The organism is bacterium Scap17 (assembly GCA_013376735.1).
Taxonomy (GTDB): domain Bacteria; phylum Pseudomonadota; class Gammaproteobacteria; order Pseudomonadales; family Halomonadaceae; genus Cobetia.
The window spans coordinates 1179860-1206364 of sequence record VINJ01000001.1 but is presented as its reverse complement, the minus strand read 5'-3'; the positions used below and the strand labels follow the sequence as shown (position 1 = coordinate 1206364).

At 62.4% G+C, this 26505-nt stretch carries 20 protein-coding genes; 3 read left to right on the top strand and 17 right to left on the bottom strand.

Annotated features, from left to right (window positions below; translation table 11 throughout):
* Nucleotides 1–18 precede the first annotated feature (18 nt).
* Nucleotides 19–1260 (bottom strand): tryptophan synthase subunit beta, encoded by a 1242-nt coding sequence (gene trpB, locus FLM52_05185; protein NVN55192.1) that lies wholly within the window; start codon nt 1258–1260, stop codon nt 19–21.
* Between the two features lie 223 nt (nt 1261–1483).
* On the opposite strand from trpB, the gene FLM52_05180 reads away from it, so the two are divergent.
* On the top strand, nt 1484–2407 hold the full coding sequence (locus FLM52_05180) for a LysR family transcriptional regulator (GenBank protein NVN55191.1): 924 nt from the start codon (nt 1484–1486) through the stop codon (nt 2405–2407).
* Between the two features lie 397 nt (nt 2408–2804).
* Here the strand turns inward: FLM52_05180 and FLM52_05175 are convergent, their stop codons facing one another.
* A complete protein-coding gene (locus tag FLM52_05175; GenBank protein NVN55190.1) occupies nt 2805–4649 on the bottom strand; it encodes an EAL domain-containing protein in 1845 nt (614 codons plus the stop codon).
* A gap of 640 nt (nt 4650–5289) precedes the next feature.
* On the opposite strand from FLM52_05175, the gene FLM52_05170 reads away from it, so the two are divergent.
* On the top strand, nt 5290–6156 hold the full coding sequence (locus FLM52_05170; GenBank protein NVN55189.1) for a hypothetical protein: 867 nt from the start codon (nt 5290–5292) through the stop codon (nt 6154–6156).
* A 687-nt stretch (nt 6157–6843) separates the two neighbouring features.
* On the top strand, nt 6844–7461 hold the full coding sequence (locus FLM52_05165; GenBank protein NVN55188.1) for a LysE family translocator: 618 nt from the start codon (nt 6844–6846) through the stop codon (nt 7459–7461).
* A gap of 199 nt (nt 7462–7660) precedes the next feature.
* Here the strand turns inward: FLM52_05165 and FLM52_05160 are convergent, their stop codons facing one another.
* The 15 genes from FLM52_05160 to leuC form a co-directional block, all read right to left on the bottom strand.
* Nucleotides 7661–8260, bottom strand: coding sequence for a YceI family protein (locus FLM52_05160; protein NVN55187.1), 600 nt, complete (start codon nt 8258–8260; stop codon nt 7661–7663).
* A gap of 65 nt (nt 8261–8325) precedes the next feature.
* Nucleotides 8326–8868 (bottom strand): cytochrome b, encoded by a 543-nt coding sequence (locus FLM52_05155; GenBank protein NVN55186.1) that lies wholly within the window; start codon nt 8866–8868, stop codon nt 8326–8328.
* Between the two features lie 177 nt (nt 8869–9045).
* Nucleotides 9046–10260 carry an O-succinylhomoserine sulfhydrylase gene (locus tag FLM52_05150; protein ID NVN55185.1) on the bottom strand — a complete coding sequence of 405 codons (1215 nt, stop codon included), beginning with the start codon at nt 10258–10260 and terminating at the stop codon, nt 9046–9048.
* A 234-nt stretch (nt 10261–10494) separates the two neighbouring features.
* Nucleotides 10495–12009 carry an amidophosphoribosyltransferase gene (gene purF, locus FLM52_05145; protein NVN55184.1) on the bottom strand — a complete coding sequence of 505 codons (1515 nt, stop codon included), beginning with the start codon at nt 12007–12009 and terminating at the stop codon, nt 10495–10497.
* Between the two features lie 246 nt (nt 12010–12255).
* Entirely contained in the window at nt 12256–12981 is a 726-nt protein-coding gene (locus FLM52_05140; protein ID NVN55183.1) for a CvpA family protein, read from the bottom strand.
* Nucleotides 12978–13682 carry an acetyl-CoA carboxylase subunit beta gene (locus tag FLM52_05135; protein NVN55182.1) on the bottom strand — a complete coding sequence of 235 codons (705 nt, stop codon included), beginning with the start codon at nt 13680–13682 and terminating at the stop codon, nt 12978–12980. Before FLM52_05135 ends, FLM52_05140 begins: the two co-directional genes overlap by 4 nt.
* A 49-nt stretch (nt 13683–13731) precedes the next feature.
* The gene (locus tag FLM52_05130; protein ID NVN55181.1) at nt 13732–15246 is read right to left on the bottom strand and encodes a bifunctional folylpolyglutamate synthase/dihydrofolate synthase; all 1515 of its coding nucleotides are present in this window, start codon (nt 15244–15246) and stop codon (nt 13732–13734) included.
* Nucleotides 15239–16258 (bottom strand): acetyl-CoA carboxylase carboxyltransferase subunit beta, encoded by a 1020-nt coding sequence (locus FLM52_05125; GenBank protein NVN55180.1) that lies wholly within the window; start codon nt 16256–16258, stop codon nt 15239–15241. Before FLM52_05125 ends, FLM52_05130 begins: the two co-directional genes overlap by 8 nt.
* Nucleotides 16259–16561: 303 nt before the next feature.
* Nucleotides 16562–17203 (bottom strand): phosphoribosylanthranilate isomerase, encoded by a 642-nt coding sequence (locus FLM52_05120; GenBank protein ID NVN55179.1) that lies wholly within the window; start codon nt 17201–17203, stop codon nt 16562–16564.
* A gap of 13 nt (nt 17204–17216) precedes the next feature.
* Nucleotides 17217–18338, bottom strand: a complete 1122-nt coding sequence (truA, locus tag FLM52_05115; protein ID NVN55178.1) for a tRNA pseudouridine(38-40) synthase TruA — start codon at nt 18336–18338, stop codon at nt 17217–17219.
* Nucleotides 18338–21169, bottom strand: coding sequence for a hypothetical protein (locus FLM52_05110; protein ID NVN55177.1), 2832 nt, complete (start codon nt 21167–21169; stop codon nt 18338–18340). The genes truA and FLM52_05110 overlap by 1 nt, the downstream gene beginning before the upstream one ends.
* Before the next feature lie 426 nt (nt 21170–21595).
* A complete protein-coding gene (gene asd, locus FLM52_05105) occupies nt 21596–22717 on the bottom strand; it encodes an aspartate-semialdehyde dehydrogenase (GenBank protein NVN55176.1) in 1122 nt (373 codons plus the stop codon).
* Nucleotides 22718–22935: 218 nt separating this feature from the next.
* Nucleotides 22936–24018, bottom strand: coding sequence for a 3-isopropylmalate dehydrogenase (gene leuB / locus FLM52_05100; GenBank protein NVN55175.1), 1083 nt, complete (start codon nt 24016–24018; stop codon nt 22936–22938).
* Between the two features lie 142 nt (nt 24019–24160).
* Nucleotides 24161–24814, bottom strand: coding sequence for a 3-isopropylmalate dehydratase small subunit (leuD, locus tag FLM52_05095; protein NVN55174.1), 654 nt, complete (start codon nt 24812–24814; stop codon nt 24161–24163).
* Nucleotides 24815–24825: 11 nt separating this feature from the next.
* Nucleotides 24826–26277, bottom strand: a complete 1452-nt coding sequence (leuC, locus tag FLM52_05090) for a 3-isopropylmalate dehydratase large subunit (GenBank protein NVN55173.1) — start codon at nt 26275–26277, stop codon at nt 24826–24828.
* Between the last annotated feature and the right edge of the window lie 228 nt (nt 26278–26505).

Below are 26505 nucleotides of genomic sequence, written 5' to 3'. Positions count from 1 at the left end.
CACGTGACAGACCCGGACTTACTCGCCGTCAGGGTTCAGGCCCAGTTCGTCGGCCAGGTGATGAGTCACGGTGGCCATGTCCTTGTCACCACGGCCGCTCAGGTTGACCACCATCAGGTGGTCCTTCGGCAGGCCCGGCGCACGCTTGATGACTTCCGCCAGCGCGTGGGAGGACTCCAGCGCCGGAATGATGCCTTCCAGACGGCACAGCATCTTGAAGGCGTCCAGCGCTTCTTGGTCGGTCGCGGCGACATATTCGGCACGCTTGATGTCATGCAACCATGCGTGTTCCGGACCGATACCCGGATAGTCGAGACCGGCGGAGATGGAGTGCGCGTCGCCGATCTGACCTTCTTCATCCTGTAGCAGGAAGGTGCGGTTGCCATGCAGTACGCCTGGCAGGCCGCCCTTGAGGCTGGCGGCATGACGCGGAGTTTCCAGGCCTTCACCAGCGGCTTCGACACCGATGATCTCGACGCTCTCGTCATCGAGGAACGGGTGGAACAGGCCCATGGCGTTGGAGCCGCCGCCGATGCAGGCGACCAGCGAATCCGGCAGACGCCCTTCCTTCTCCTGCAGCTGCACGCGGGCTTCCTGACCGATGATGGACTGGAAGTCACGCACCAGCTGCGGATACGGGTGCGGCCCGGCCACGGTACCGATGATGTAGAAGGTGTCATCGACGTTGGTGACCCAGTCACGCAGCGCCTCGTTCATGGCGTCCTTCAACGTGCCATCACCGGCGGTGACAGGCACGACCTTGGCCCCCAGCAGCTGCATGCGCTGCACATTGGGCTGCTGGCGATGGATATCGGTGGAACCCATGTAGATCACGCACTCCAGCCCGAAACGCGCCGCCACGGTGGCAGTCGCCACACCGTGCATGCCGGCACCGGTCTCGGCGATGATCCGCTGCTTGCCCATGCGGCGAGCGAGCAGTACCTGGCCCAGCGCATTGTTGATCTTGTGAGCCCCGGTATGCATCAGGTCTTCACGCTTGAGATAGATCTTGGCGCCGCCCAGCTGCTCGGTCAGGCGCTCGGCGAAATACAGCGGGCTCTGGCGACCGACATAGTCCGCGGACAGGCCAGCCAGCTCCTCGGCGAATGCCGGGTCCTGCTTGGCGGCTTCATACTCGCGCTGCAGGTGCAGGATCAACGGCATCAGCGTCTCGGCAACGAAGCGGCCGCCGAAATCACCGAAGAAACCCTTGGCATCAGGCCCTTGGCGCAGGCTGGGGGTAGCAGTCGTCTGGCTCATGCTGAACTCCTCGAATCATGTCAGTGGCTGGTCTCACATACTGCGCAAGGCATCTGCGGGGCCAGCGATATGGTGATCATCCTAGCGCTGCAGGCACTGGAAGAAAAACGATAAAATCGCCAAGATGTGTGAGAAAACCTCACATATAGTCGAGACGGTCATTGCCGCGCATCCACCCTTTCCCTGCCAATGACACGTCCAGCACTTGCTCAGGAGACACACCATGGAGCGCACCGAGCTACTGCCTCCCCTAAATGCCCTGCGTACCTTCGATGTGGCGGCTCGCCATGAGAGCGCCTCGCGCGCCGCAGAGGAACTGCATGTGACCCACGGCGCCGTCAGCCGTCAGATCCGCCAGCTGGAAGACGCACTCGGCACACGCCTGTTCGATCGTGCCGGGCGTGGCCTGACACTGACACAGGCCGGCCGTGAGCTGGCGACCGCGACCCGTCATCATCTTGGCGGTCTGGCACGCGTGTGCGGGGCACTGGCCCGCAGTGATGCGCGGGCGCCCTTCGTACTGAGCTGCCCGGGGTCGTTTCTGGCACGCTGGTTCATTCCCCGGCTGGGGGCGCTCAAGAACGCTCTGCCGGAACTCGAGCTGCACCTGACCGCCAGTGATGACAACGAAGGACTGCGCAATGGCGTGGACGGTGTCCTGCGCTTCCAGACGCCGCCCTTTGATGACGCCGATCATCAGGAAACGCATGTACTGGGCACCGAGCGCATCGGCCCTGTCCTGCGGCCCGACAGCGAGTGGCTGGGCAAGGCCTCCAGCCCCCCTTCCTCGGAGGTACTGCTGGGCCTGCCCCTGTTGCATACCCGATCACGCCCGCAAGCCTGGCCGGATTGGTGCTCACGCCAGGGGCTATCCAGTGAGGGGCTTGATTACGCGCAAGGCTTCGAGCACCTCAACTACCTGCTCGAGGCGACACTGGTCGGGCTGGGCGTCGGCATCGCGCCGGACTATCTGGTGGAGGAAGACCTGCGCAGCAAGCGCCTCGTGGCCCCCTGGGGCTTCGTCGAGACCGAGGCATGCCTGACACTGACATTGCCACAGGTCGGCCGCGCTCGTGCTCGCCATCCGCATGCCGAAGCGCTGGGCGAATGGCTCGCCCGGGAGCTGGCGACGACTCCGCCTCACTAGCCACACTTTGTGACGGGCATAAAAAAAGCCAGTCACAAGGACTGGCTTGCCCGGCCATGTATCCAAAGGATAACGCCGGAAAGATCGTGAATCCGCTCAAGGAACCATCGCAACCTGCAGCACAGGTTGGAAGCGAAGATGGGCGAACAGCCCTGCGCATTGAACGACGCAGCCATCCTCGGCAGAAATGATCGAGGAGCCATGGCAGGCTCGACTCGAAGACTTCACGTCAGGTGACCAGTCCTTATCCGAGATGGAGGACTCGAGATGAAGAGTGACGGCCTGACGCGCTTCAACTGTCAGCATCATATCTTTTAGTCCGCGAACAAAAAAGGGCCCAAACAGCAACAGACCTTTGCTGGAGAAGCACCATCAATCGCTCGCATTACGATCGGTATCAGTGACAGCCAGGGGCTGCAGCACCCTTGTCCGAGGCGAGGGCCCCCGAGGCGCGATTCGGCGGATTGTTGCCGCCGAGTAACAGACGCTGAATATCCGTGGCCGCCATCGGCTTGTAGAAGTAATAGCCCTGGATCAAGTCACAACGCATCTCGCGCAACAACTCCAGCTGCTGTTCGTTCTCGACCCCTTCCGCGACCACCTCCAGCCCGAGGCGATGACCGAGGAAGACCGTGGCCTCCATGATGGCGCGGTCCTTGGGTTCCTGGGCGCACTCGATCACGAAGGAGCGATCTATCTTGAGCGCCGTCACGGGCAACAACTTGAGATAGCTCATCGAGGAATAGCCGGTGCCGAAGTCATCGATGGCGATCTTGTAGCCACGGTCGTAGAGCGCCCGCAGGCTGTCGCGCACCTTGATATCGGCATCGATCAACACGTTCTCGGTCAGCTCGATACCGATGTCCCGCGGGGTCAGTCCGTATTCCTCGACATAGGCCTCAAGGCGGGTGAAGACGTCCGAACTGATGGCCTGGCGTCCGGAGATGTTGATGTCGATCCGGTAGCCCTTCAGTCCCATGGCACGCCATTCGGCCTGCTGACGACACGCCTGGCGGATGACCCAGTCTCCCAGACGCTCGATCAGGTTGGTGCGCTCGGCGACCTTCACGAAGTCGGAGGGCGGAATATAACCCTCGGGAGAATGCCAGCGTAGCAGCGCCTCGAAGGATTCGATGCGCTCACTGCGCGCCGCCACCTGCGGCTGATAATGCAGCGACAATTCCCCACCGCCATCCTGATTCAGCAGCGCCTGCAGACGTCCGGCCAGATGGTGCTGATGCAGCATCTCATTGCGGACTTCCTGATTGAAGAACTGATAGCCATCGCGCCCGGCCAGCTTGGCACGATGCTTGGCGACATCGGCATTGCGCACCAGCTCGGCCGCCTCGCTCCCATTCTCGGGATACAGGCTGATGCCGATGCTCATGCGCAGCAGCAACTGGCGCCCTTCGATCTCGAAGGGTCGCTGGAAGTCCTGACGAATGCGCTCGACCACCGATAGGGCATCACTCTCGTAATCCAGTCGTGGCATCGCCAGCACGAATTCATCGCCACCAAAGCGCGAGAGCAGATCTTGATTGCGCTGGAAGCCCTGCAGACGCTTGGCCACGCTACGGATGACGCGGTCACCCATCTCGTAACCGAGGGTGTCATTGATCTCGGTGAAATGATCGATATCGAGAAACAGCACCATCAGGGTGTCGTCATGACGCTGACATTCACTGAGCGCCTCACCGAGCTCGCTCTCGAAGGTCTGGCGATTGGGCAGCTCCGTCAGGGGGTCAAAACGCGTCATGTAATCCAGATCACGCTGGACCTTGCGCTCCCCCGCCAGATCGATGTCGATACAGAACATCAGCGGGTTGTCAGTGCGCTCTCCCAGCATCACATGGTGGGAAAAGACAGGCACGGGGGCGCCTGACTTGTGCTTGAGCTCAAGTTCACTGGAGGGGATCTCGATACCCTGAGAGACCCAGGCATGGTGTGCGTCCACCACGACATCTGCCATCGTCTCCGGGATCACCAGAGTTTCCAGGCATCGTCCACGAGCTTCCTGCTCGCTATAGCCGTATAGCCGCTCGCTGGCCTCGTTCCAGTAGATGACGCGGCGCTGGCTGTCATAACCCTGAACGGCGACGCGCGGCAGACTTTCCAGCAGCTCTCGAAAGCGCTGATCACTGACGGGAAGTCCCTTGCTGGTCGAGAGGCCAACCATACTCGTCTGCATGACCGCCTCCTGCGTATGCTGATGATGTGACACCTGACGCTTGCGAGATAGCATGATGCCCGCAGTTGCGCCAAGAATCACCATCAGTAACGCGGTTGGCCATCGACCCAGCATGCTCTGGCCCCACATCACCACCACCATCAACGTCAGTACCACGGCAATGATGACGGGACGAGAGCACAATATTCCGACGGCCCTGCTGACCTGGCGGAACCCTTTAGCCATGTTGAAGGATACCTCCGCTGCCGTCCTTCGCCTGTTCGCCGGACTTCGGCGGGGCAGATCAACTCGTGACGGAATGTCACTTCGAACGAGTTCTCTCACACACAGAACGAGTTCTTGTCGTCATGAGAAAAGTCTAAGGGTCTGCTGCGCGTAAACCCAGCGTCTTGCAGCGCCTCTCGATCATTATCCTCAACGCTTCATTCAGTGCCAGACGGCCTGAACCTGCGTTGCGCGGCTCGTCTGCAAAGGGCGAAGAATAGCGCTAATGACTTACATAGTACCAGTCGATTAGATTACTCACACCTCGATATTGGCCATGTACCCATATTGATGATACTTCGCGAGATTAGCGTGTTACCGCCATGGTACGGGTTTGACTATCTCGTGCGCACCTTCCCATTCTCCTCGACGTTGCCAACGCAACACCTTCCATCTGCGCCCAAGCGCACAAAACGTCGAGGAATTTCATATGAACATCGCAAATCGTGGCGTACGTCAACTGGCCGACTCTTCCCGCAAGATCACCCTGGAACAGGGCGGCCTGGTGGAGCACTACCCGGCCCCCAAGACGGACACCGCCCCCTTGCGCCTGCCGCTTGCCTCGCAGTACTGGCCGAAGGCAGTCCACGAGGAGCTGGCACGCCAGCATTGGAGCAAGGCTTCCATCACCTCCCAGATCGACCTCGAGGCCTGGCAGGGCTTCCTGAAGGACCTGCCGCGTGACCCCTACGTCAACACCCGCTGGAAGCGCATGTCTTGGCTGCACCTGAACGACCAGCATGAGGTCGAGACGCTGGGCGAATGTCCGATGGCACAGGGCGGCAAGTTCAATGACGCCGCCAGCATGGCTGACCGTCTGCGCTATTACGCACCGCTGGAAGAGAGCTTCACCGAGCGCGAGGATGTGCGCGCCTTCGTGAAGGCCTGGGCCGACATGTGGGGTATCGGCCCACGTGAGCCTATCCTGATGCAGATCACCGGCGTGCGCGGTGATGGCACCATCGACCCTCTCCAGGGCCAGGGCATCCACGCCGATGGCTGTAAGTACCTGAGCATCCTGGTGCTCAATCGCGAGAATGTCAGCGGCGCCATCAACACCCTCTATCAGGACAAGGCAGGCAAAGAGCTGCTGACTACCACGGAACTGGCACCGGGCGAGGTCCTGCATATCCACGATGACCAGCTGTTCCACAGTGTCAGCTCCATCACCCAGGAGAACGCCGGCGAGCACTTCGAGCGCTTCATCATCATCATCAACTGCTCGTTCATCGACGAGTTCCAGAACCGCATGCTGCGTCGTCATTTCCCGGACGCCGTCCTCAACGACTGTGAGTGAGCAACGGATTGCTCGCGAGCCATCGCAGCGAGACGCATCGCAACTTGCGGCGTCGTCTCATCTGAAGCCCCGCCGCGCAGAAGCCACGATGCCGATGCCCCCCGATACGTGAAACCCTGTTCTGAGCGCCTGCATCCCTGAGCGCCCAAGCGCCAGAGTACTTGAGTATCTAAGTACCCAAGTGCCAGAGTACCTGAGTATCTAAGTACCCAAGTGCCTGAGTACCTGAGCGCCCGAGCCTCATGGCGACAGACACAGGAAAGAAGAAGGAGAACCTGCCATCAGGTGACGCACTGTCACAAGATGCGCGCCGACGAAAACGTGCATGTGCAGCACCCAGCGCCAGCCGGGCCACCGGCTGGCGCTTTCATATGCCACAGTGCGCCCGCTTCGCGCTTGCCTTGAATCATGCATCTGTCCTGTTACCCGATTCTTCCTTCTTCTCTCTTCTCTCTTCTCTCTTCTCTCTTCTCTCTTCTCTCTTCTCTTCATTCTGATCTCTTCAGCCGTTCCTTGTTCTCGCTTTCTCCTCCTTCATCCCTTCCTCTTGTTCTGCTCTCCCGCACCGCCGCGCTTTGCATTACTCTGGTGTCTCGCGCTTGGCACTCTCGCCTGTCGTCGCGACGCGCTTGTTTGCATCGTCGCTGTGGCGGCGCTGCCCTCCCCTCTATAAATCAGGGACCTCTCATGACCTTTGAAAGCGGGCTGACCTTCTTCATTGCCATCTTCCTGTTTGGCATCACCCCCGGGCCTGGCATCCTGGCGCTGTTGGCGCGCGGCATGAGCCAGGGTGGCAATGCCTGCGTGCCGATGGCCGTGGGCATGAGTCTCAGTGATGTCTGCTACATGCTGGCGGCGGTGTTCGGCCTGTCGGCACTGGCCACGCATTGGGGCGAGGTCTTCGTGGTCATCCGTATCCTGGGCGCCGCCTACCTGCTCTATCTCGGCTACCAGTTATGGACGAGCTCACCGACGCTGGATGAGACTGATGCTCCCAGGTTACGCGGCAACTGGTGGAAAGGGTTTCTGCAGGGCTTTCTCATCTCGGCCTCCAACCCCAAGGTCATCCTGTTCTATATCGCCTTCCTGCCCACCTTCATGGATATCACCCAGCTGTCCGGCAGCGATATCGTGATCGCCGCCGGACTCAACCTGAGCGCATTGCTGCTGGGCGTGGTACCGGTGGGCTATCTCGCGGGCCGTGTCCGCCGCTATCTGCGCTCGGCGAAGGCGGTCAAACGCCTCAATCGCAGCGCCGGCGGCCTGATGATCGGAGCGGGCGGCTATCTGGCATTGCGCGGCTGACGCCTGAACGACACTCCATGTGACACGAGCGCCTTGCACAAACACGAACGCCTTGCACAAACAAAAACGCCCCTGCCGATTGGCAGGGGCGTTTTTGTCGAGAGGTATGGGGTGGGATTGCACAGCGCTTGCCATCAATCCACGGCGTCAGTGCACGCTGACAGCTCAAGTAAGCATCAGTTGCCTGCACTTGCCGTCCTTACTGGCGGATACCTTCGATGACCAGGTACAGATCGACGGTGGCCGCATTCGGACCAAGCTTGGATGTATCGATACCATAGTCGGCAAGCTTCAGCGTGGTAGTGCCTTCAAAGCCCTGACGGTAGCCGCCCCACGGGTCTTCACCGCCACCGATATGATCCACATCCAGGGTCACGGGCTGAGTCTGGCCGTGCAGCGTCAAGTCACCCTTCAGCTTGCCGGAACCATCGCCAGTGGACTCGAAGCCGGTCGAGGTGAAGGTCGCCGTCGGATATTGGGAGACATCCAGGAAGTCGGCCGACTTGATGTGCTTGTCGCGTTCGGCGTGGGCGCTGTCCAGGCTATCGACATCGACCTCTACCGACACCTTCGCATCTTCCGGCTTGCCTTGGTCATAGGAGAAATCACCGCTGAACTCCTTGAACTGCCCCAGCACGTAGGAATAGCCCAGATGGCTGATCTTGAACTGGATGAAGGCGTGCTGGCCATCGGTATCGATCGTGTAATCGGAGGCCTGTGCCTGACCCGCCATCAGCGGCAACGACGCCGCCATGAGACCTGCCACCAGTGACTTGCCGAGGAAGGATGTCTTGTTCATGTTGGTGCTCCTTATGAGGTTTCGTCACATCTGGCGTTCGAGCGTACCCAACGCCTTCCTTTTCGTCAGCGCAGCGGCCGAATCATGCGCCGCAACGTGTCCTGCCCATCCAGCAGGTGATGCTTGAATGCTGCCGCCGCATGCCCCAGCGACAGGATGATCAGCACACAGGCAGCATACCAATGCACCTCACCTGCCAGCGATGCCTGATCCTTCAGCCCCGAGATCACTGCTGGCACCTCGAAAAGATCGAATACCTTGATGCCACGCCCGTCAGCGGTGGAAATGAGGTAACCCGAGATCATCACCACCAGCATCAGCACGTAGAGCAGCACATGCCCGACCAGCGCAGCGCGCTGCTCATTGCGCGTACCATGAGCCTGCGGGGTCGTCTGGCGCCAGCGCCAGGCAAGCCGCGCCAGCGTCAGTACCAGCAATATCACCCCGACCGAGCGATGCCACCACGGGCCGAGCTGATACCAGGCATCGTAATAGCCAAGCGACGTCATCCACCAGCCCAGCGCGAAGAGCCCGACGATGGCCAGCGCCGACAGCCAATGCATCACGATGACAGGCCAGCCCCAGCCCCGTCGAGAGTTACGCCACATGAAGTGCTCCTGATGACAGTCTCCACCTGACCATCGAGCTGGCAGGTTCTTTGAGCAAGAGCTTAACCAGTGCCCGGACGGACGCCAACCCTTGCGGGCAACACCGGGGGAAATTGTCCAGAGACACCAACGCCCGGCAGAACCGGGCGTTGGTATGCAAAGCAGGCGTTACGGGGCTCAGCTCGCGAGACGATCAAGCCCGCGCGCCAGATCACGCTTGATGTCATCGAGATCTTCCAGACCGACGGCAATACGCAGCAGGCCCTCTTCGATGCCGGCGGCCGCTTTCTGGTCATCGCTGAGGCGACCGTGAGTCGTGGTGGCCGGGTGCGTGATGGTGGTCTTCACGTCACCCAGGTTGCCGGTGATCGACAGGATGCGCGTCGCATCGACCACAGACCAGGCCGCCTCGCGGCCGCCCTTGACCACCACTCCCAGCACTGCACCGAAGGCCTTCTGCTGGGCCTTGGCCAGTTCATGCTGCGGATGACCCTCAAGCCCGGAGTAATGCACCCGCTCGATGGCCGGATGCGCCTCCAGCCAATGTGCCAGTGTCAGCGCGCGTGCACAGTGGGCTTCCATGCGAATGTTCAGCGTCTCCAGGCCCTTGAGGAAGACCCAGGCGTTGAAGGGGCTCAGACACGGCCCGCAGGTCCGCACCACGCCATAGACCTCCTCCATCAACGAGGAGCTTCCGACCACGGCGCCACCCAGCGTCCGGCCCTGACCATCGAGATACTTGGTGGCGGAGTGGATGACGATATCGGCACCCAGCGTCAGCGGGCGCTGCAGGGCCGGCGTACAGAAGCAGTTGTCGATGGCGAGCCAGGCATCATTCTCATGGGCCAGCGCCGCCAATGCCTTGATATCGCCGAGCTCGGATAGCGGATTGGACGGCGTCTCGGCGAACAACAGCTTGGTGGCCGGCGTGATCGCCTCGCGCCAGGCGTCCAGATCCTTCAGTTCGACGAAGCGGGTGGTGATGCCCAGCTTGCCGAAGTACTTGGTGAACAGGCTGACACTCGAGCCGAAGATGGAACGCGATGCGACGATTTCATCACCGGATTCCAGCAATGCCAGCACGGTGGACATGATCGCGGCCATGCCGGAACTGGTCGCCACGCAACGCTCACCGCCTTCCATCGCCGCCAGGCGCTCCTCAAAGAAGCGCACCGTCGGATTGGTGAAGCGCGAGTAGATGTTGCCAGCTTCATCGCCCCCGAACTTGGCCGCGGCCTCAGCGGCACTGCCATAGACGAAGCTTGAGGTAGTGTAGATGGGCTCGCCGTGTTCCTGCTCGGCACCGCGCAGGTGACCGGCACGGATGGCGAGCGTCTCGAGGCCCAGCTCATCGCGGGAAAGACCGGCGCGGGAAAGATTGTCGTCGTGCATGGTGTCCAGTACCTCTACTGATGGAATCTACTGCCCTGTGAATCACGATCCAGCGTCACGCGCCGCTGTGACATGTCGCGTCTTCAACATTTCGGTCGCGTCGACAGCAAGGAGAAGGAAAAGCGATGCGCCAATGTTACCGGTTTTGAACGCGCAACGGGCCCCGGATTTCTCCGGAGCCCGTTGCGGTTCGCTCATCGCGTGATTGCCTGCCGAGGATGACAGGCAGCCGGATCAGTCGATATCTTCCGAATCGTTGTGCAGATCCACCACCGCGTGGGTCTCGCCAGCGCTCTTGGCGCCATCATTGCGCGAGGCACGCAGGTCGTTCAGATAGGCTTCGTCGATATCGCCGGTCACGTAGACACCGTCGAACACGGAGCAATCGAACTCATCCAGCGCCGGATTGACTTCACGACAGGCGTCCTTCAGGTCATCGAGGTCCTGATAGAACAGACGGTCAGCGCCGATCAGGTCCGTGATCTCCTTCTCGGTACGGCCATGGGCGATCAGCTCTTCCGCCGCCGGCATGTCAATGCCGTAGACGTTGGGGTAGCGAACCGCCGGGGCTGCCGAGGCGAAGTAGACATTCTTGGCGCCCGCTTCACGCGCCATCTGGATGATCTCGTTGCAGGTGGTGCCGCGTACGATGGAATCATCCACCAGCAGCACGTTCTTGCCGGCAAACTCGATATCGATGGCATTGAGCTTCTGACGCACCGACTTCTTGCGCAGTGTCTGACCCGGCATGATGAAGGTACGGCCGATATAGCGATTCTTCATGAAGCCTTCGCGGTAAGTCACTCCCAGATGCTGGGCCAGCTCGAGGGCGGAGGTGCGCGAGGTATCGGGGATCGGAATCACGACATCGATGTCCTGTTCCGGCCATTCACGCACGATCTTGTCGGCCAGCTTCTCGCCCATGCGCATGCGGGTGCCATAGACGTAGGCGCCGTCGAGCAGGGAGTCAGGACGCGCCAGGTAGACGTGTTCGAAGATGCAAGGCTTGAGGACTGGGTCATCCGCGCACTGCAGGGTGTGCAGCTCACGCTCCATATCGATGAATACCGCTTCGCCCGGGGCAAGATCACGGATCAGCTCGAAGCCGGCGACGTCGAGCGCCACGGACTCGGAGGCGATCATGTACTCGACGCCTTCGGCGGAGTCACGCTTGCCGAAACACGCCGGACGGATACCGTACGGATCACGGAAAGCGACCAGGCCAGTGCCGTTGATGATCGAGACAGCCGCGTAGCCGCCCTTGCAGCGACGATGCACACGACGCACGGCATCGAACACATCACCGGCGCCCAGACGCATGCCCTGCTTGCCCAGCTCGTGCGCGAAGACGTTGAGCAGCACTTCCGAATCGGAGCTGGTGTTGATGTGACGCAGATCAGAAGAGAACAACTCCTGCTTGAGCTGGTCGGAGTTGGTCAGGTTGCCGTTGTGCGCCAGCGTGATGCCGTAAGGCGAGTTGACATAGAACGGCTGTGACTCCGCCTCGCTGGAGGAACCGGCGGTCGGGTAGCGAACATGGCCGATCCCCATGTTGCCCTTGAGACGCTGCATGTGACGAGTGCGGAAGACATCACGCACCAGACCATTGCTCTTGCGCAGCAGGAAACGACCTTCGTGCCAGGTCATCATGCCCGCGGCATCCTGCCCGCGGTGCTGCAATACGGTCAGCGCGTCATACAGCGCCTGGTTGACCGAGGCGTTGGCCATCAAACCTACAATCCCGCACATCCCGTCATTACCTCACTAATACACACTTGGATAGGGAAGCGCACGCTGGCGGCTGCCGGCGCCCGTCCATATGGCAATATGAGTGCTCACACGGCGCAATTGTCAGGCCTGCCCCCCATGCAGGCAACACCTGACCGATGGGTCAACCCCTTCGACTGGCCGGCATGAGGCTTCAGCAACACGTGCCGAATGCTGAAAACGACAACGCCGGGCCACGATGCCCGGCGCTGAAAATCCTGCCTGTCACTACTCATCACCCGCATTGCGGCTTGTGGCCTCGTCAGCGGTGTTGCCCCTGAGCAACGCCTCCAGCGAGGGCTGGTCCTGCGTGGCATCCTGGCGCGTGAACGACTGCAGCGCCTGCTGGCTGAGGCTGTCGCTCAACGCACGCCCTTCTCGCTGGGCGCTGTCGATCAGACCGCTGGCCTGCTGCTTGAGCCGGGTGCCGCTGGTGGAATCCGGCAGCGACACGCTCTGGCCCCAGTCACCGCCCGTATCCCATTCACGATAGCGAGCCAAAGACCAGTCGCGCAGCTGCTCAAGCGTCGGCCGCAACTGCGCGGCCTGCCAGTCGGCGCTGTCACGCAGGGGGGTCAGCCCCACCACGGCGGTGATCAGCACCAGTATGACCGCCGCACGCAAGGCACCGAACACACCGCCGAGCAGACGATTGAAGCCGCCCATGCCGACTGCATGAATCAAGCGTTCCAGCAGGCGCAGCATCAGCCCCCAGATCAACACACTCGCGATCACCACCAGCACGAAGCCGACTGCGGTGCGAATGCCCGGCGAGACGATCACCTCATCGAGCAGGCCACCCACCTCGGCGCCGAATTGGCGTGCCGCAACCAGAGCCACCAGCCAGCCCGCCAGGCCCAGGGCCTCGCTGAGCAGGCCCCGCATTAGCCCCAGCAGTACCGAGATCCCGATCAGGCCCAGACATAGCCAATCGATCCAGACCAGCTCGTTCACTCACCCTCCTTGCGTCGTACCAGCAGGCCCTTGATATTAACCTGCTGCTGCAGGCGCGAGCGTGCGGACTCACCGATCTCGGAGGACTTATACGGACCGACGAAGACAACGGTCAACTTGCTGCCACGCGGAATCCGGTATGCCGCGAACCCCTTGCCCTGCAGTTCCTTCTGGAGACGCTCGGCGTTGGCCGGGTCACCGAAGCTGCCGACCTGCACGGCCCAGCCACCGGCGGAAGACGACGGCGCATTCGAGGCCACCGCAGGCTTCGGTTCAGGCTTGGGCGCGGGCTTGGGTTCAGCCTTGGGCTCCGGCTTGGCAGCGGGTGCCGGTTCCGGCTTTGGCTTTGACTGCGGCTCGCTGCTGGCCACAGAGCGGGTCGGCGACAACTGCTCGGCCTCGGCGACACGGCTTGGGGACTCGGAACCGCTGTCACTGCCAGCACCCGGGTCACTGTCCCGCACCTTGCCGTTGCTGTCGACGAAGGTGATCGGCACATCCGTGCCGATCTTCAGCTCGCTGGGCGGCTGCGGCTCATCGACGTTGGAGCGATCGATATCCACCGGTTTGCCAAGCGTCATCACCGGACTCGGGCGCTCATCACGGGCCGGCGGCTCATCGAAGAGCATCGGGATGAAGATCACCCCCAACGCCAGCAGGATGACCGCACCGCTGATTCGCTCGCGTTTGCCATATTTCATTGTGACATCTCCCTTGCACCCGAAATCCCGGACCCGCCGCCGGCCTGCATCAGGCCTGGGCGTCGAGCCACATCAATGCTTCACCGACCGTGAAGAAGGAACCACAGACCAATACTTCTCCAGCGCTCGTCTCGCGTGCCAGCCATTCGGCTGCGGCGGTGACCGTCTCGCACTCCGCCAGCACCTCACCACCACAGTGGCGGACCACGGCGGCAAGCTCATTGGCCTGGCGACTACGTTCGCCATCCAGGGTGGCGACGACGAAGCCGTCCACCACCGGCGCCAGCGCCTGAATCACGCCAGCGGCATCCTTGTCGCCCAGCATGGCGAGCAATGCCCGCCGCGGCTGGGTGGCAGAATTCCGCGCGCAACGCAGGTCATGAGCGGCAAGACGACTGGCCAGATAACTCGCGGCATGCGGGTTATGACCGACATCCAGACACCAGTCACGCCCGTGGCGGGTCAGCCACTGCATGCGCCCCTTGAGCTTGACGCTCGCCATGGCCTGCCGCACGCATTCGGCGTTGAGCTCGATACCGGCCTCGACCAGCGCATTCAGCGCACTGGCCGCATTGTCGCGCGGCAAGCCCGGATCTGGCAGCGCATCGAATGTCAGCGCCGGCGCCGACAGGCGCTGCCATTGCCATCGCGAGGTAGCCGAATTGCTCGTACTGCCATCCAGGCTGCTATTTGAACTGCTACCCACAAGGTCAGCCGCGGCCTGCCAGCGAAAGTCCTGCCACAGCACCTGCGGCGTGACGCCCAGTGAGCGAGCGTGCGCCGCGCAACTGGACGGCAGCACATCCGAGCCGAACACGGCCGACTTGCCGGCGCGCAGAATACCGGCCTTCTCGAAGCCGATGTTCTCGAGATCGGTGCCAAGAAACGCGGCATGGTCCTGTGCGACCGTGATGATCATCGCGACATCACAATCGATGATGTTGACGGCGTCCAGACGCCCGCCCAGGCCGACCTCCAGAATCGCGAGCTGCGGCTGCTGCTGAGCGATCAACCACAGCCCTGCCAGTGTACCGGCCTCGAAGTAGGTCAGGCTGATCACGCCCTCGTCATCCACCGGCTCACCACTGGCTGACAGCCCGGAGTGGCGCGCGGAATCGACCTGCTCGAAGGCCGTGACCAATGCGGCATCATCGACGTCGTGACCATTGAAGCTCAGACGCTCGTTGTAATGCAGCAGGTGGGGAGAGGTATAGGTGGCGGTGCTCAGCCCATGGGCACGCCCCAGCGCCTCGAGCATGGCAACCGTCGATCCCTTGCCGTTGGTGCCCGCCACGGTAATGATGCGGCCACCGAGTCGACGCGCGCCCGCCCCGACCAGACCGAGACGCCTGGCCACGCACAGCACTCGGGCAAGGCCCATATCGATACTGACGGGGTGCTGATGCTCGAGGCGCGTCAGCCACTCATCCAGCGAGAGGCCGCGCGGCACAGCATCATGCAGAGGGGAAAGCTGCCACGAAGCGGCATCCAGCGGAGGGAGTGAGGAAGACTGCAGCACCTCGTCGGTGCTGCAGCTTGCCGGGGCGGAGCCCTGCTCAGCCATCGCGACGTTCGCCTTGCGGCTTCTCGCTGGTAAAGGTCTCGTCGAGCACGCTGTCCACGGCGGAGCGCGGCTCGGCCGGTGCTTCGACAGGCGCATCCGCCTCGACGGATTCTTCTTCGACGACCGCATCCGCGACCGGCAGGTTGGCGGCGTTGACCGGCATGCCCTGCAGCTTGAGCAGGATGCTGGACAGGCGCTCACGCATCTCGCGACGGTGGATGATCATGTCGACGGCGCCATGCTCGAGCAGGAACTCGGAGCGCTGGAAGCCTTCCGGCAGCTTCTCGCGCACGGTCTGCTCGATGACACGCGGACCGGCAAAGCCGATCAGGGCATTCGGCTCGGCGACATTCAGGTCACCCAGCATCGCCAGCGACGCAGAGACGCCACCGAAGACCGGATCGGTCAGCACGCTGATGTACGGCACGCCAGCCTGCTTGAGCTTTTCAAGCGCCGCGGAGGTCTTGGCCATCTGCATCAGGGAGAACAAGGCTTCCTGCATGCGAGCACCACCTGAGGCGGCAAAGCAGACCAGCGGAATGTTCTCGGCCAGCGCAAGCTCTGCTGCACGCACGAACTTCTCGCCGACGATGGCACCCATGGAGCCACCCATGAAGCTGAACTCGAAGGCCACGGCCACGACCGGCTGACCGGAGAGAGCACCGCGCATGGCGACCAGTGCATCCTTCTCGGAGGTCTGCTTCTGGGCAGCGCTCAGGCGATCCTTGTACTTCTTGGAGTCGCGGAACTTGAGGCGATCGACCGGCTCGAGATCCGCCGCGATTTCCTCGCGACCTTCGCTGTCGAGGAACCAGGACAGACGCGCACGCGCAGTGAGACGCAGGTGGTGGTCACACTTGGGGCAGACGTTGTCGTGCTTGGTCAGCTCCGGAAGGTACAGGACTGCTTCGCACTTGGGGCATTTACGCCACAGGCCGTCAGGAATGGAGGTACGCCGATCCTTGCGTTGGATACGGCTCATTGACGGCACAATCTTGTCAAGCCAGCTCATGGTGGGGAGGCTTCCGTTTTGCTGCTGTTCTGGGCACCGCTCGACGACTGTCGGCGGCCATGCGAGTTGGCACATATTCCAGAGCGTTCACGCCCCGGCAATATGGCGGGCAGCTACCATCACAGGGCAGTGCCAATGGAAAAGACCGTGCAACCCATTGGTCGTACGGCCACTTTTCCGAATTCTGGAGGTCATTGTAGCGGCTTCGCCCCCCTTGCGGGTAGTGCGAGATGCCAATTGAGCGTTGCGGCCCTCGCCGCCCGGGACGAAAGCAACGCAAGGGTCGCAACGCTTGCCGGCAAATCAGCGCTGCTGGCGGACTGCCTGACAGAATGCCTGCATGCGCTCGGCACTCTTCTCGCCGGGCGCGGCTTCCACACCACCGGAGACATCGACCGCGTAAGGGGCGACCTGCGCCACCGCTGCGGCGACATTGCCTGACTCGAGACCACCGGCCAGGATGACCGGCAGCGGCAGATCGGCCGGGATGCGCGACCAGTCGAAGGTCTCGCCGGTGCCACCGGGCACGCCAGGACGATAGGCATCCAGCAGCAAGCCACGCGCGTCATGGTAGCGCGCCGCCTCCGCGTCGAGATCGATCCCGTCACGCATGCGCAACGCCTTGATATAGGGCCGCCCAGCCGCTCGGCACTGCTCTGGCGTCTCATTGCCATGCAACTGGAGAAGATCGAGGTGCGGTGCCGCTGCGGCAATCTCTTCGCCGCTGGCATCCACGAACAGGCCGACCCGCGTCACGAAGGCCGGTACGCACGCGGCAAGCTCGGCCAATCGCACCACATCGACCGCACGCTTGCTGCCCGGCCACAGCACGAAACCCAGCGCATCGGCACCTGCCGCCACGGCGTCGCGGATATCCTGCTCACGTGTCAGGCCACAGATCTTGATCCGGGTACGCTGGCTCGCTCGAGCGCTCATCTCGATCATGGGATCACTCCGTTCAACGTGAGGATTCATTCTGGGTGGCAGTCGTCAGCGTGTCATCCTCGACGCCTGCTGCAGGATCGCCTGCCGCAGGATCGCCTGCCGCAGGATCGCCTGCCGCAGGAATCGCTTGTTCATGCTCACGACTGAGGCGCTCGGCCTCACGGGCTACATTGGCCAGCCGGATGGCCTCCTGCTCACTGAGCTTGCCTGCCGCGCGCGCCTCTTCGGCACTCTCGGCCTCGGCGCGTGCCATGCGTGAGCGCACCATCGGGCAGTCCGGCAACGGGCGCTCACCCGTCCACTCGCCAAGATGTGCGACCAGACCAGGCCCCAAGGGTTCCTTGGGCAGCGCATAGCGCGGCGGATAGATGACATCGACGAAGTGAAGCCCTGTCGCCGCTGCCGTCGCGCTCGAGCGCGTGCGATCTCCCTCGCGCATCAGCTGGACGATCCACTCGACAGGCTTCTCGCCACGCCCGATGGCCATCAAGGTGCCCGCGATATTGCGCACCATGTGATGCAGGAAGGCATTGGCCTGGATATCGATCATGACGATATGACCATGGCGACTGACTTCAATGAAGTGCACGTGGCGGCGCGGCGAACGCGACTGACAGCCTGCCGCGCGGAACGCTGAGAAGTCCAGCTCACCCACCAGGTGCGCCGCTGCGGCCTGCATGTCGGCGACATTGAGCGGCTCGCGACACCAGGTGACATTGTTGCGCTCCATCACCGGCCGAAACGGCTGGTTGATGATCATGTAGCGATAACGACGGGCGATGGCGCTGAAACGCGCATGGAAATCATCGGGCACCGGCACGGCCCAATGAATCCCGATATCGGGGGGGAGGTTGACGTTACCGCCCATGCGCCAGGCCTTGCGGCTGCGGCCCACGGGGGTATCGAAATGCACGACCTGACGCACGGCATGCACACCGGAATCGGTGCGGCCACTGCAATGCACGGTAATCGGCGTGGAGGCGACCTTGGACAAGGCCTTCTCGAGCGCTTCCTGCACGGAGGGGGCGTGGCTCAGACGCTGCCAGCCACAATAGCGGTTGCCATCATATTCAACGCCCAGAGCAATGCGCCCCGGGCGTTTCTCGTTATCATCCAGCGGTGTAAAAAAGGGCATCAGGTCAGACCAAAGCGCTCCATCAACGCCAGCGCCTCTTCACGGACCATGTCATCACTGGCAGTAGCGAGCGGCTCAAGCAGCGCAGCCGCCTGATCATCATCGCCATCCACCAACAACTGACGGGCTTCCTCGAGCTGTTGGAATGCCTTGGTATCCTGGGCGCCAGCCCCAAACCCTGCCGACTCGACAGAGGGATAGGCATTATCCTGATCCCCAGACTCGAACGCCACTTCCTCGACCTCGAATTCCGAGATATCACGCCGCGGCACGTCCACTTCTTCCAGCGTCATGCTATCCAGTGACGGTAACTCCTCCATGCCATCGACTGAAGTTGACGACTTGCTGGACGCCTCATGCGGCGCTTGGCTCGCTGCATTGCTCTCGATCGCAGCGTTGTCATCCAGCTCTTCACGCAGTGAGGTGAACTCGACGGACTCGCCCTTGAGCGCACTATCCGCCGCATTGGATGCCGCGGTGTCAGTGCCCTTCTCGTCATCAGCCTGACCAGCATCTCCCAGCGTCAATTCCGGCGCCTGGTAATCGATCACGTTGTCGCTGTTGAAGTGACTCTCACGCACGGACACCTTCTCGTGATCCACGCCCTTGAGGCCCGGCTCGAAGGCGACACCTTGGTCGGAAGCACGCTCGACCAGCGGCTCGCTCACGCCGTCACCGGCATGCGGTTCGCTGTCAGGCACCGCGCTGATATCTTCCTGGTCATCAAGGGAGGTGTCAGCACCCGTGGCGGATGCATCTGCCGGGCCGCGAGCCGCATCATCGGTCTTGTCGCGACCTTCAAGCGGCGCGCGAGGCGCTGCCGCCTGCTGGCTTGCCACTCCTGACAGATAGGAGACCTTGCGCCCCACCGGACTCACGCCACCGCCAGCGACAGCACGCAGCGCACTACTTGAGGCACTATAGCGATCCAGCAGCGCCTGAGCCTCGAAGCGCTCTTCCTCATTGCCGGCCGCCAGCACCTGCTCACCTTCATGATGCAGGGCTTCAGCATTGCCAAGCTCGCCATGGACTCCCATCAGCTTGAGGCGCAGATCCTGGCGTGCGGGGTCTTCCACAAGACCGGCTTCCAGCAGGGCCTGGGCCTGATCGAAGCGGCCGTAGGCGATGAAGATGTCCGCCTCGCTGATCGCAGCCGCTTCCGGCTGGGAGAGCGGCTCGAGGCTACTGGAACCCCGGCGCGCCGCCACATTGTCATCTTCAGACGCGGATGACTTGTGACCCGCGGCAGCTGCGGCAGTCGAGGCTGCAAAGGTATCCGGGAAGACGCGGGGCTTGTCCTGGTCGGGCGCTTCATTGCCGCGGACCGCATCGGCGAAGCTCATGTTCTCATCGCCCCCGGAACCGGAGCGGCGACGCAGCAACAGCAGCAACAGCAGCAACAATGCCCCAGCCGCCCCGCCGACGATGGCCAGGTTGTCCTGCACCCATTGCCAGGTCGCTTGGGGCCACGGCTGCTTGGGTAACACCAGGTTGCCCTCGCCGTCGCGCGGCTGACCGAGATCCACCCCGGCGGCGATCAGGCTTTCCGGCAACGCCAACGGCGAGATGCCGCTGTTGACGAGCAGGCGATTCTGTTTGGCGAGCAGCACCTTGGCCGTCTCGAGCTGCTCGGTACGTTCTGCCAGCGACGCTCGCAGCTCGCCGACTTCGTTGCGCAGGGAGGCCACTTCGCTGCGCAGGTCATCACGCTCCTGCTCCAGCTGATCGAGGCGCTGCTGATTGGTCAGCAGCTGATCTTCCAGCGACTCGAGGCGATCGGACAGTTCATCGATCGCCTGCTGGCTACCCGCCGAGATCTGACCACTGGCTGCCGCCTTGGGCTTGCTGCCGTCTTCATCCAGCAGCGTCAGACGCGGCTTGCCATCGGCGCCCGCGCTGGCGGGCCCGCTCGGCGCGGGCGCAGCACTGGAAGAAGGCTCGTTCGACGTGCTGGCCGCGGCGGTTTTCTTGCTGGGCGGAGCCGGCACGGTCTTGCCCTGCGCGCCTGCGACCCACTGCTGATACTGCTGACGCACTTCCCTGTCGGCCTCGGTACGCGAACGTCCCAACATGGTGCTGCGGTCCGGCACACTCAGCACCACTCCCGCACGCAGCTTGTTGATGTTGCCACCCGGGAAGGCCCTGGGGTTGGCTTCCTGAATCGCCAGCATCGCCTGACGGATGCTGACACTGGCATCCGGGCGCACGCGACGCGCGATCGTCCACAGCGAATCACCGTTGCGCACCTTGATGCTGGACGGCGGCGTGCCGGATGACGCGCTGCGCGAGGAGGCCTGGCTGGGCTGGGCATTGTCGCGGAACACCACGGAACGTGTCGGCGAGGAATCGTTGGTGGCCAACGGGCGCGAGCGCGCGCCTGCAGGTGTCACCAATGACGGCTGGCTCGAATAGCCCGCCGGATCGAACAACAGGGTCACCTGGCGCTGCAGCTTGCCATTGGGCCATTCGACATCCAGCAGCAGGTCCACATAGGGCTCACGTACCGCGCCATTGGTGGACAGCTGGAGGTAGTAGCGTCCACCCTGCTGCTTGACGGCAACCTTGATCTCATCGCTGACATAGCTGCGATCGACGCCCGCTCGCGTAAAGGCGGCAGAATCGGCAACGCCGGCCTTGATGAGGCTGGCATCGAGGCCCGAGGTATCCGTGAGGCCAATGCGCGCGTCCAGTGGCTGATTCAGATTCGAGCGCAACCGCGGCGATTCCATGCCGACTGCCAAGGCCTGAGCACTGTAGACGGCGAACGACACCGCCAGTGCGAGAGGAAGCTTGCGTCCCATTGAGTGTCCCTTCGTATGCGGCCGAATCATTGCCCGGCCCGCGCATTATGTTACGTATACTTACACAAGATACCAGAGAGTCCGTCCCAGGAGTGCGGGAAGCCATCGGCAAAGTGGAAAGAGTTTCAACGATAGAGTATCGGCCCACGATCGATTAGGGCCGCAGAGGCGACATATCGCGAGTGACCAGCTCGACGACACCCCCATAACGATACCCGTAAAAAACACCACTCTGCCATCATGGATCAAAAGCGCCAGCCAAAATCGCAAAAAATGCGCAGCAAGGACTGAGATATCTGGTACTAGCCGTAACATCAGTGACCTATCTCCCACCTGAAATCACCGACCATCCACGACGTAACGTGCAAAAGCGAAGCGCCCTCGACTCTCTGGAGTCGAGGGCGCTTTCAGGTCAGGCTCGCAACGAGCCCGACGACATGCCGCTACGCAGTACGATCAGGCCGCGCGATGTTCACGCAGGATGGTCAGCATGCGCTTGAGCGGCTCCGCGGCCCCCCACAGCAGCTGGTCACCGACGCTGAAGGCAGAGAGATATTCGCCGCCCATCGCCAGCTTGCGCAGACGGCCGACCGGCACCGTCAGGGTACCGGTGGCGGCAGCTGGTGTCAGATGCTTGAGGCTGTCTTCCTTGGTGTTGGCGACAACCTTGACCCAGTCATTGTGCTTGGCCAGGCGGTCTTCGATCTCGTCCAGCGGTACGTCCTGCTTGAGCTTGACGGTGAAGGCCTGGGAGTGGGAACGCATCGCACCGATACGCACGCACAGACCATCGATCATGATCGGGTTGCCCTGGCTGTCGAGAATCTTGTTGGCCTCGACACCGGCCTTCCACTCCTCGCGGGTCTGGCCGGATTCCATCGCGGAATCGATCCACGGCAGCAGCGAACCGGCCAGCGGAGCACCGAACTGCTGGGTCGCGAAGTCATCGCCGCGCATGGTGGCGGTCACCTTGCGGTCGATGTCGAGGATGGCGCTGGCCGGGTCGGCCAGCTCGGAGGCCACGCTGCCATTGAGCTGCCCCATCTGGGTCAGCAGTTCACGCATGTGGCGCGCACCGCTGCCGGACGCTGCTTGGTAGCTCATGGAGGTCATCCACTCGACCATGCCAGCCTCGAACAGGCCGCCCAGGCCCATCAGCATCAGGCTGACGGTACAGTTGCCGCCGACGAAGGTGTTGGCACCGGCGCCGATCTTCTCATCGATCACATGACGGTTGACCGGGTCCAGCACCAGCACGGCGTCCTTTTCCATGCGCAGGGTGGAGGCGGCATCGATCCAGTCGCCCTTCCAGCCGGCTTCGCGCAACGGGCCGAACACCTGCTTGGTGTAGTCGCCGCCCTGACAGGTGACGATGACATCCAGTGCCTTCAGTTCATTGATGTCATTGGCATCCTTGAGCGCCGGTACCGGCGTGCCCACATCAGGACCGGCCTGACCGACCTGGGAGGTGGAGAAGAATACCGGCTCGATACCGGCGAAATCGTTGTCATCACGCATGCGCTGCATCAGCACGGAACCGACCATGCCACGCCAACCGACAAATCCGACTTTCAACATGCTTGTTCTCCTTGTTCATGCACGGCCGGGAGCAGGGAAGACACCACCGCTCCCGACACAGGAATGACCCGCAGCGAGCACAGGCAACTCAGACGAGGCGAGCCTTGCCCAACGCTCCAGCCGCAGGTCTTGACATGAGAACTCGGCGACGCACGCCGAGCTCCCCCATGATCATCGCGTGAACGCCGCGGGCTTGCGGCGTTCACGCGGGTATTGCCTTACGCCTGGGCCTTGAAGGCAGCCAGCACGGCATCGCCCATCTCGGAGGTGGAGACCTTGCGCGTCCCGGCGTAGGCGATATCGGCAGTGCGCAACCCTTCATCCAGCACCACGCCGACCGCCTTCTCGATGCGCTCGGCCCAGGCCGCTTCGTTGAGCGAGTAGCGCAGCATCATGGCCACCGACAGGATGGTCGCCAGCGGGTTGGCGATGCCCTGCCCTGCGATGTCCGGCGCGCTGCCGTGGCATGGTTCGTACATGCCCTGACCACCCGCATTCAGCGAGGCGGACGGCAGCATGCCGATGGAGCCGGTCAACATCGCGGCTTCATCTGACAGGATATCGCCGAACATGTTGCCGGTGACCACCACGTCGAACTGCTTGGGGGCACGTACCAGCTGCATGGCGGCGTTGTCGACGTACATGTGCGACAGCTCGACATCCGGGTAGTCGGCGGAAATACGCTCCATCACGTCACGCCAAAGCATGGTGACTTCCAGCACGTTGGCCTTGTCGACGCTGCACAGCTTCTTGTTGCGCTTCTGCGCCATCTCGAAGGCGGTACGACCGATGCGCTCGATCTCGGACTCGGAGTAGACGTAGGTGTTGTAGCCGACCTGCTGGCCATCACGCGTCTCGATGCCACGCGGCTGACCGAAGTAGATGCCGCCGGTCAGCTCACGCACGATCATGATGTCCAGACCGGACACCACTTCCGGCTTGAGGCTGGAGGCCTCGGCCAGCTGCGGGTAGAGAATCGCCGGACGCAGATTGGCGAACAGCTCGAGCTCCTTGCGCAGCCCCAGCAGGCCGCGTTCCGGGCGCAGCGAGATGTCCTCGAGCCTGTCCCACTGCGGGCCGCCGACTGCACCTAGCAGGATGGCGTCCGCTGCCTTGGCCGCCTCCAGCGTTTCCGCCGGCAGCGGGTGGCCGGCCGCGTCATACCCTGCACCACCGACCTTGCCTTCGCTCAGAGTGATGTCCAGACCTTCGCTGCGGGCGGCTTCAAGGATCTTCACGGCTTCGGCAGTGATTTCCGGGCCAATGCCATCACCGGGCAGAATCAGGATATTGCGGCTCATCTGGAACTCCTTGGGCCGGAGAGCTTCCGGCGAGACCGACGGTTCACCGCCGGTGCTGAGACTGGGCTCGCTGCCACTCTGGACGGCGAGCCATGACGAATGTGTTGCGACTTCGGTGCTGACTGACGCGATGCTGGACAGATCAGGCCGTCTTGCCATTGCGGAACAACCACGGACGCTCGGTGCGGTGGCGTTTCTCGAAGCTGTCGATGGCGTCCTGGTCCTTGAGGGTCAGACCGATATCGTCCAGGCCTTCCATCAGGCAGTGCTTGCGGAAGCTGTCGACCTCGAAGGGAATCGACTCACCGGACGGCGTGATGACCGTCTGTGCTTCGAGGTCGATATCCAGACGATACCCTTCCACCGCCTCGGCTTCCTTGAACAGACGGTCCACCGTGTCCTCGTCAAGGGTAATCAGCAACAGACCGTTCTTGAACGAGTTGTTGTAGAAGATATCGGCGAAGCTCGGCGCGATGACCACGCGGAAGCCGAAGTCGGTCAGTGCCCAGGGCGCGTGTTCACGCGAGGAGCCGCAACCGAAGTTGCGACGCGCCAGCAATACGCTGGCACCCGCGAAACGCGGCTGGTTGAGCACGAAGTCCGGGTTCAGCGGACGCTTGCTGATGTCCTGGCCGATATAGCCCTCATCGAGATAGCGCAGCTCATCGAAGAGGTTCGGGCCGAAGCCGGTACGCTTGATCGACTTCAGAAACTGCTTCGGGATGATCAGATCTGTATCGACGTTGGCGCGATCAAGCGGTGCCACGAGGCCCTGCTGGCGAATGAACTTTTCCATGTCGGGCCTCCTCAGGCGACTTGAGTGTTGTTGGTAGGGATGGGGGCAAAGTCACGAACATCAACGAAGTGACCCGCAATCGCGGCAGCGGCGGCCATGGCCGGGCTGACGAGGTGCGTACGCCCACCGAAGCCCTGACGGCCTTCGAAGTTGCGGTTGGAGGTGGAAGCGCAATGCTCACCGGCGCCCAGCTTGTCGGCGTTCATCGCCAGACACATGGAGCAGCCCGGCTCGCGCCATTCAAAGCCCGCGGCGAGGAAGATCTCGTGCAGCCCTTCGGCTTCCGCCTGTGCCTTCACCAGGCCAGAGCCCGGCACGACCATCGCCTGCTTGAGGCTCTTGGCGACCTTGCGGCCTTCAGCCACGCGCGCCGCTTCACGCAAATCCTCGATACGCGAGTTGGTGCAGGAACCGATGAACACACGGTCCAGCTTGATGTCGGTGATCTTCTGCTGAGCGCTGAGGCCCATGTATTCGAGCGCACGGGTGATGCCACGCGCTTCGGTGTCATCGCTGGCGGCTGCCGGGTCCGGCACCACGCCATTGACGCTGGTGACCTGCTCCGGGCTGGTGCCCCAGGTGACCTGCGGCGCGATGTCCTCGGCCTTGAGCACGACAACCTTGTCGAATTCGGCGTCCGCATCGGAGACCAGATTGCGCCAGTCGGCGACGGCCGCTTCCCACTGCTGGGCGTTCGGCGCATAGGGACGATCGCGCAGGTAATCGATGGTGATGTCATCGACACCGACCAGACCGACCCGCGCACCGGCTTCGATCGCCATGTTGCAGATGGTCATGCGGCCTTCCATGGAGATGTCCTGGATGGCAGAGCCGCCGAATTCGATGGCGTAGCCGGTACCGCCGGCGGTGCCGATCTCGCCGATGATGGCGAGCACGACATCCTTGGCGGTGACGCCAGTGCCGAGACGCCCATCGACGCGCACCAGCATGTTCTTCATCTTGCGCTGGATCAGGCACTGGGTGGCGAGCACGTGCTCGACCTCGGAGGTGCCGATCCCGTGGGCCAGCGCCGCGAAGGCACCGTGGGTCGCGGTGTGGGAATCGCCACACACCACGGTCATGCCCGGCAAGGTCGCGCCCTGCTCCGGCCCGACCACATGCACGATGCCCTGACGCGCATCATTGATGGTGAACTGCTCGATGTTGAAGCTGTTGCAGTTGTCGTCGAGGGTCTGCACCTGAATGCGTGAGGTTTCGTCCTCGATGCCCGAGATACCGGCAGCACGCTCCTTGAGAGACGTCGGCACGTTATGATCCGGCGTTGCCAGGTTGGCATCCAGACGCCACGGCTTGCGGCCGGCCAGACGCAGCCCTTCGAATGCCTGCGGCGACGTGACTTCGTGCAGCAGGTGACGGTCGATGTAGATGAGTGCAGTACCGTCTTCGCGTTGCTTGACCAGGTGCTGATCCCACAACTTGTCATAAAGGGTCTGGCTAGCCATGTCGTGTCTCCTCGTGGCGCCTTACGGTAAGAGCGCGCTTGCTGCCTCGGGGCTCGTAACGGCCCCTTGATGAGGGTGTGTCGTCCAGTGTTGATGGCGGGGCGGTCGTGCGAGCCTGTGGAGAGTGACCACTTGCTTGCAGGCTCCAGCATCGCCGCCGCGTCCTGTGCCATCAAGAGTACTCGGCGACCATGAATAAAAGCAATTCATGTTTTTCATGCTTTGGAT

Excerpts from the sequence above, each read along its gene's own strand:
- trpB (NVN55192.1), bottom strand. The coding sequence starts at position 1,260 with ATGAGCCAGACGACTGCTACCCCCAGCCTGCGCCAAGGGCCTGATGCC.
- FLM52_05180 (NVN55191.1), top strand. The coding sequence starts at position 1,484 with ATGGAGCGCACCGAGCTACTGCCTCCCCTAAATGCCCTGCGTACCTTC.
- FLM52_05175 (NVN55190.1), bottom strand. The coding sequence starts at position 4,649 with ATGCTATCTCGCAAGCGTCAGGTGTCACATCATCAGCATACGCAGGAG.
- FLM52_05170 (NVN55189.1), top strand. The coding sequence starts at position 5,290 with ATGAACATCGCAAATCGTGGCGTACGTCAACTGGCCGACTCTTCCCGC.
- FLM52_05165 (NVN55188.1), top strand. The coding sequence starts at position 6,844 with ATGACCTTTGAAAGCGGGCTGACCTTCTTCATTGCCATCTTCCTGTTT.
- FLM52_05160 (NVN55187.1), bottom strand. The coding sequence starts at position 8,260 with ATGAACAAGACATCCTTCCTCGGCAAGTCACTGGTGGCAGGTCTCATG.
- FLM52_05155 (NVN55186.1), bottom strand. The coding sequence starts at position 8,868 with ATGTGGCGTAACTCTCGACGGGGCTGGGGCTGGCCTGTCATCGTGATG.
- FLM52_05150 (NVN55185.1), bottom strand. The coding sequence starts at position 10,260 with ATGCACGACGACAATCTTTCCCGCGCCGGTCTTTCCCGCGATGAGCTG.
- purF (NVN55184.1), bottom strand. The coding sequence starts at position 12,009 with ATGTGCGGGATTGTAGGTTTGATGGCCAACGCCTCGGTCAACCAGGCG.
- FLM52_05135 (NVN55182.1), bottom strand. The coding sequence starts at position 13,682 with ATGAAATATGGCAAACGCGAGCGAATCAGCGGTGCGGTCATCCTGCTG.
- FLM52_05130 (NVN55181.1), bottom strand. The coding sequence starts at position 15,246 with ATGGCTGAGCAGGGCTCCGCCCCGGCAAGCTGCAGCACCGACGAGGTG.
- FLM52_05125 (NVN55180.1), bottom strand. The coding sequence starts at position 16,258 with ATGAGCTGGCTTGACAAGATTGTGCCGTCAATGAGCCGTATCCAACGC.
- FLM52_05120 (NVN55179.1), bottom strand. The coding sequence starts at position 17,203 with ATGATCGAGATGAGCGCTCGAGCGAGCCAGCGTACCCGGATCAAGATC.
- truA (NVN55178.1), bottom strand. The coding sequence starts at position 18,338 with ATGCCCTTTTTTACACCGCTGGATGATAACGAGAAACGCCCGGGGCGC.
- FLM52_05110 (NVN55177.1), bottom strand. The coding sequence starts at position 21,169 with ATGATTCGGCCGCATACGAAGGGACACTCAATGGGACGCAAGCTTCCT.
- asd (NVN55176.1), bottom strand. The coding sequence starts at position 22,717 with ATGTTGAAAGTCGGATTTGTCGGTTGGCGTGGCATGGTCGGTTCCGTG.
- leuB (NVN55175.1), bottom strand. The coding sequence starts at position 24,018 with ATGAGCCGCAATATCCTGATTCTGCCCGGTGATGGCATTGGCCCGGAA.
- leuD (NVN55174.1), bottom strand. The coding sequence starts at position 24,814 with ATGGAAAAGTTCATTCGCCAGCAGGGCCTCGTGGCACCGCTTGATCGC.
- leuC (NVN55173.1), bottom strand. The coding sequence starts at position 26,277 with ATGGCTAGCCAGACCCTTTATGACAAGTTGTGGGATCAGCACCTGGTC.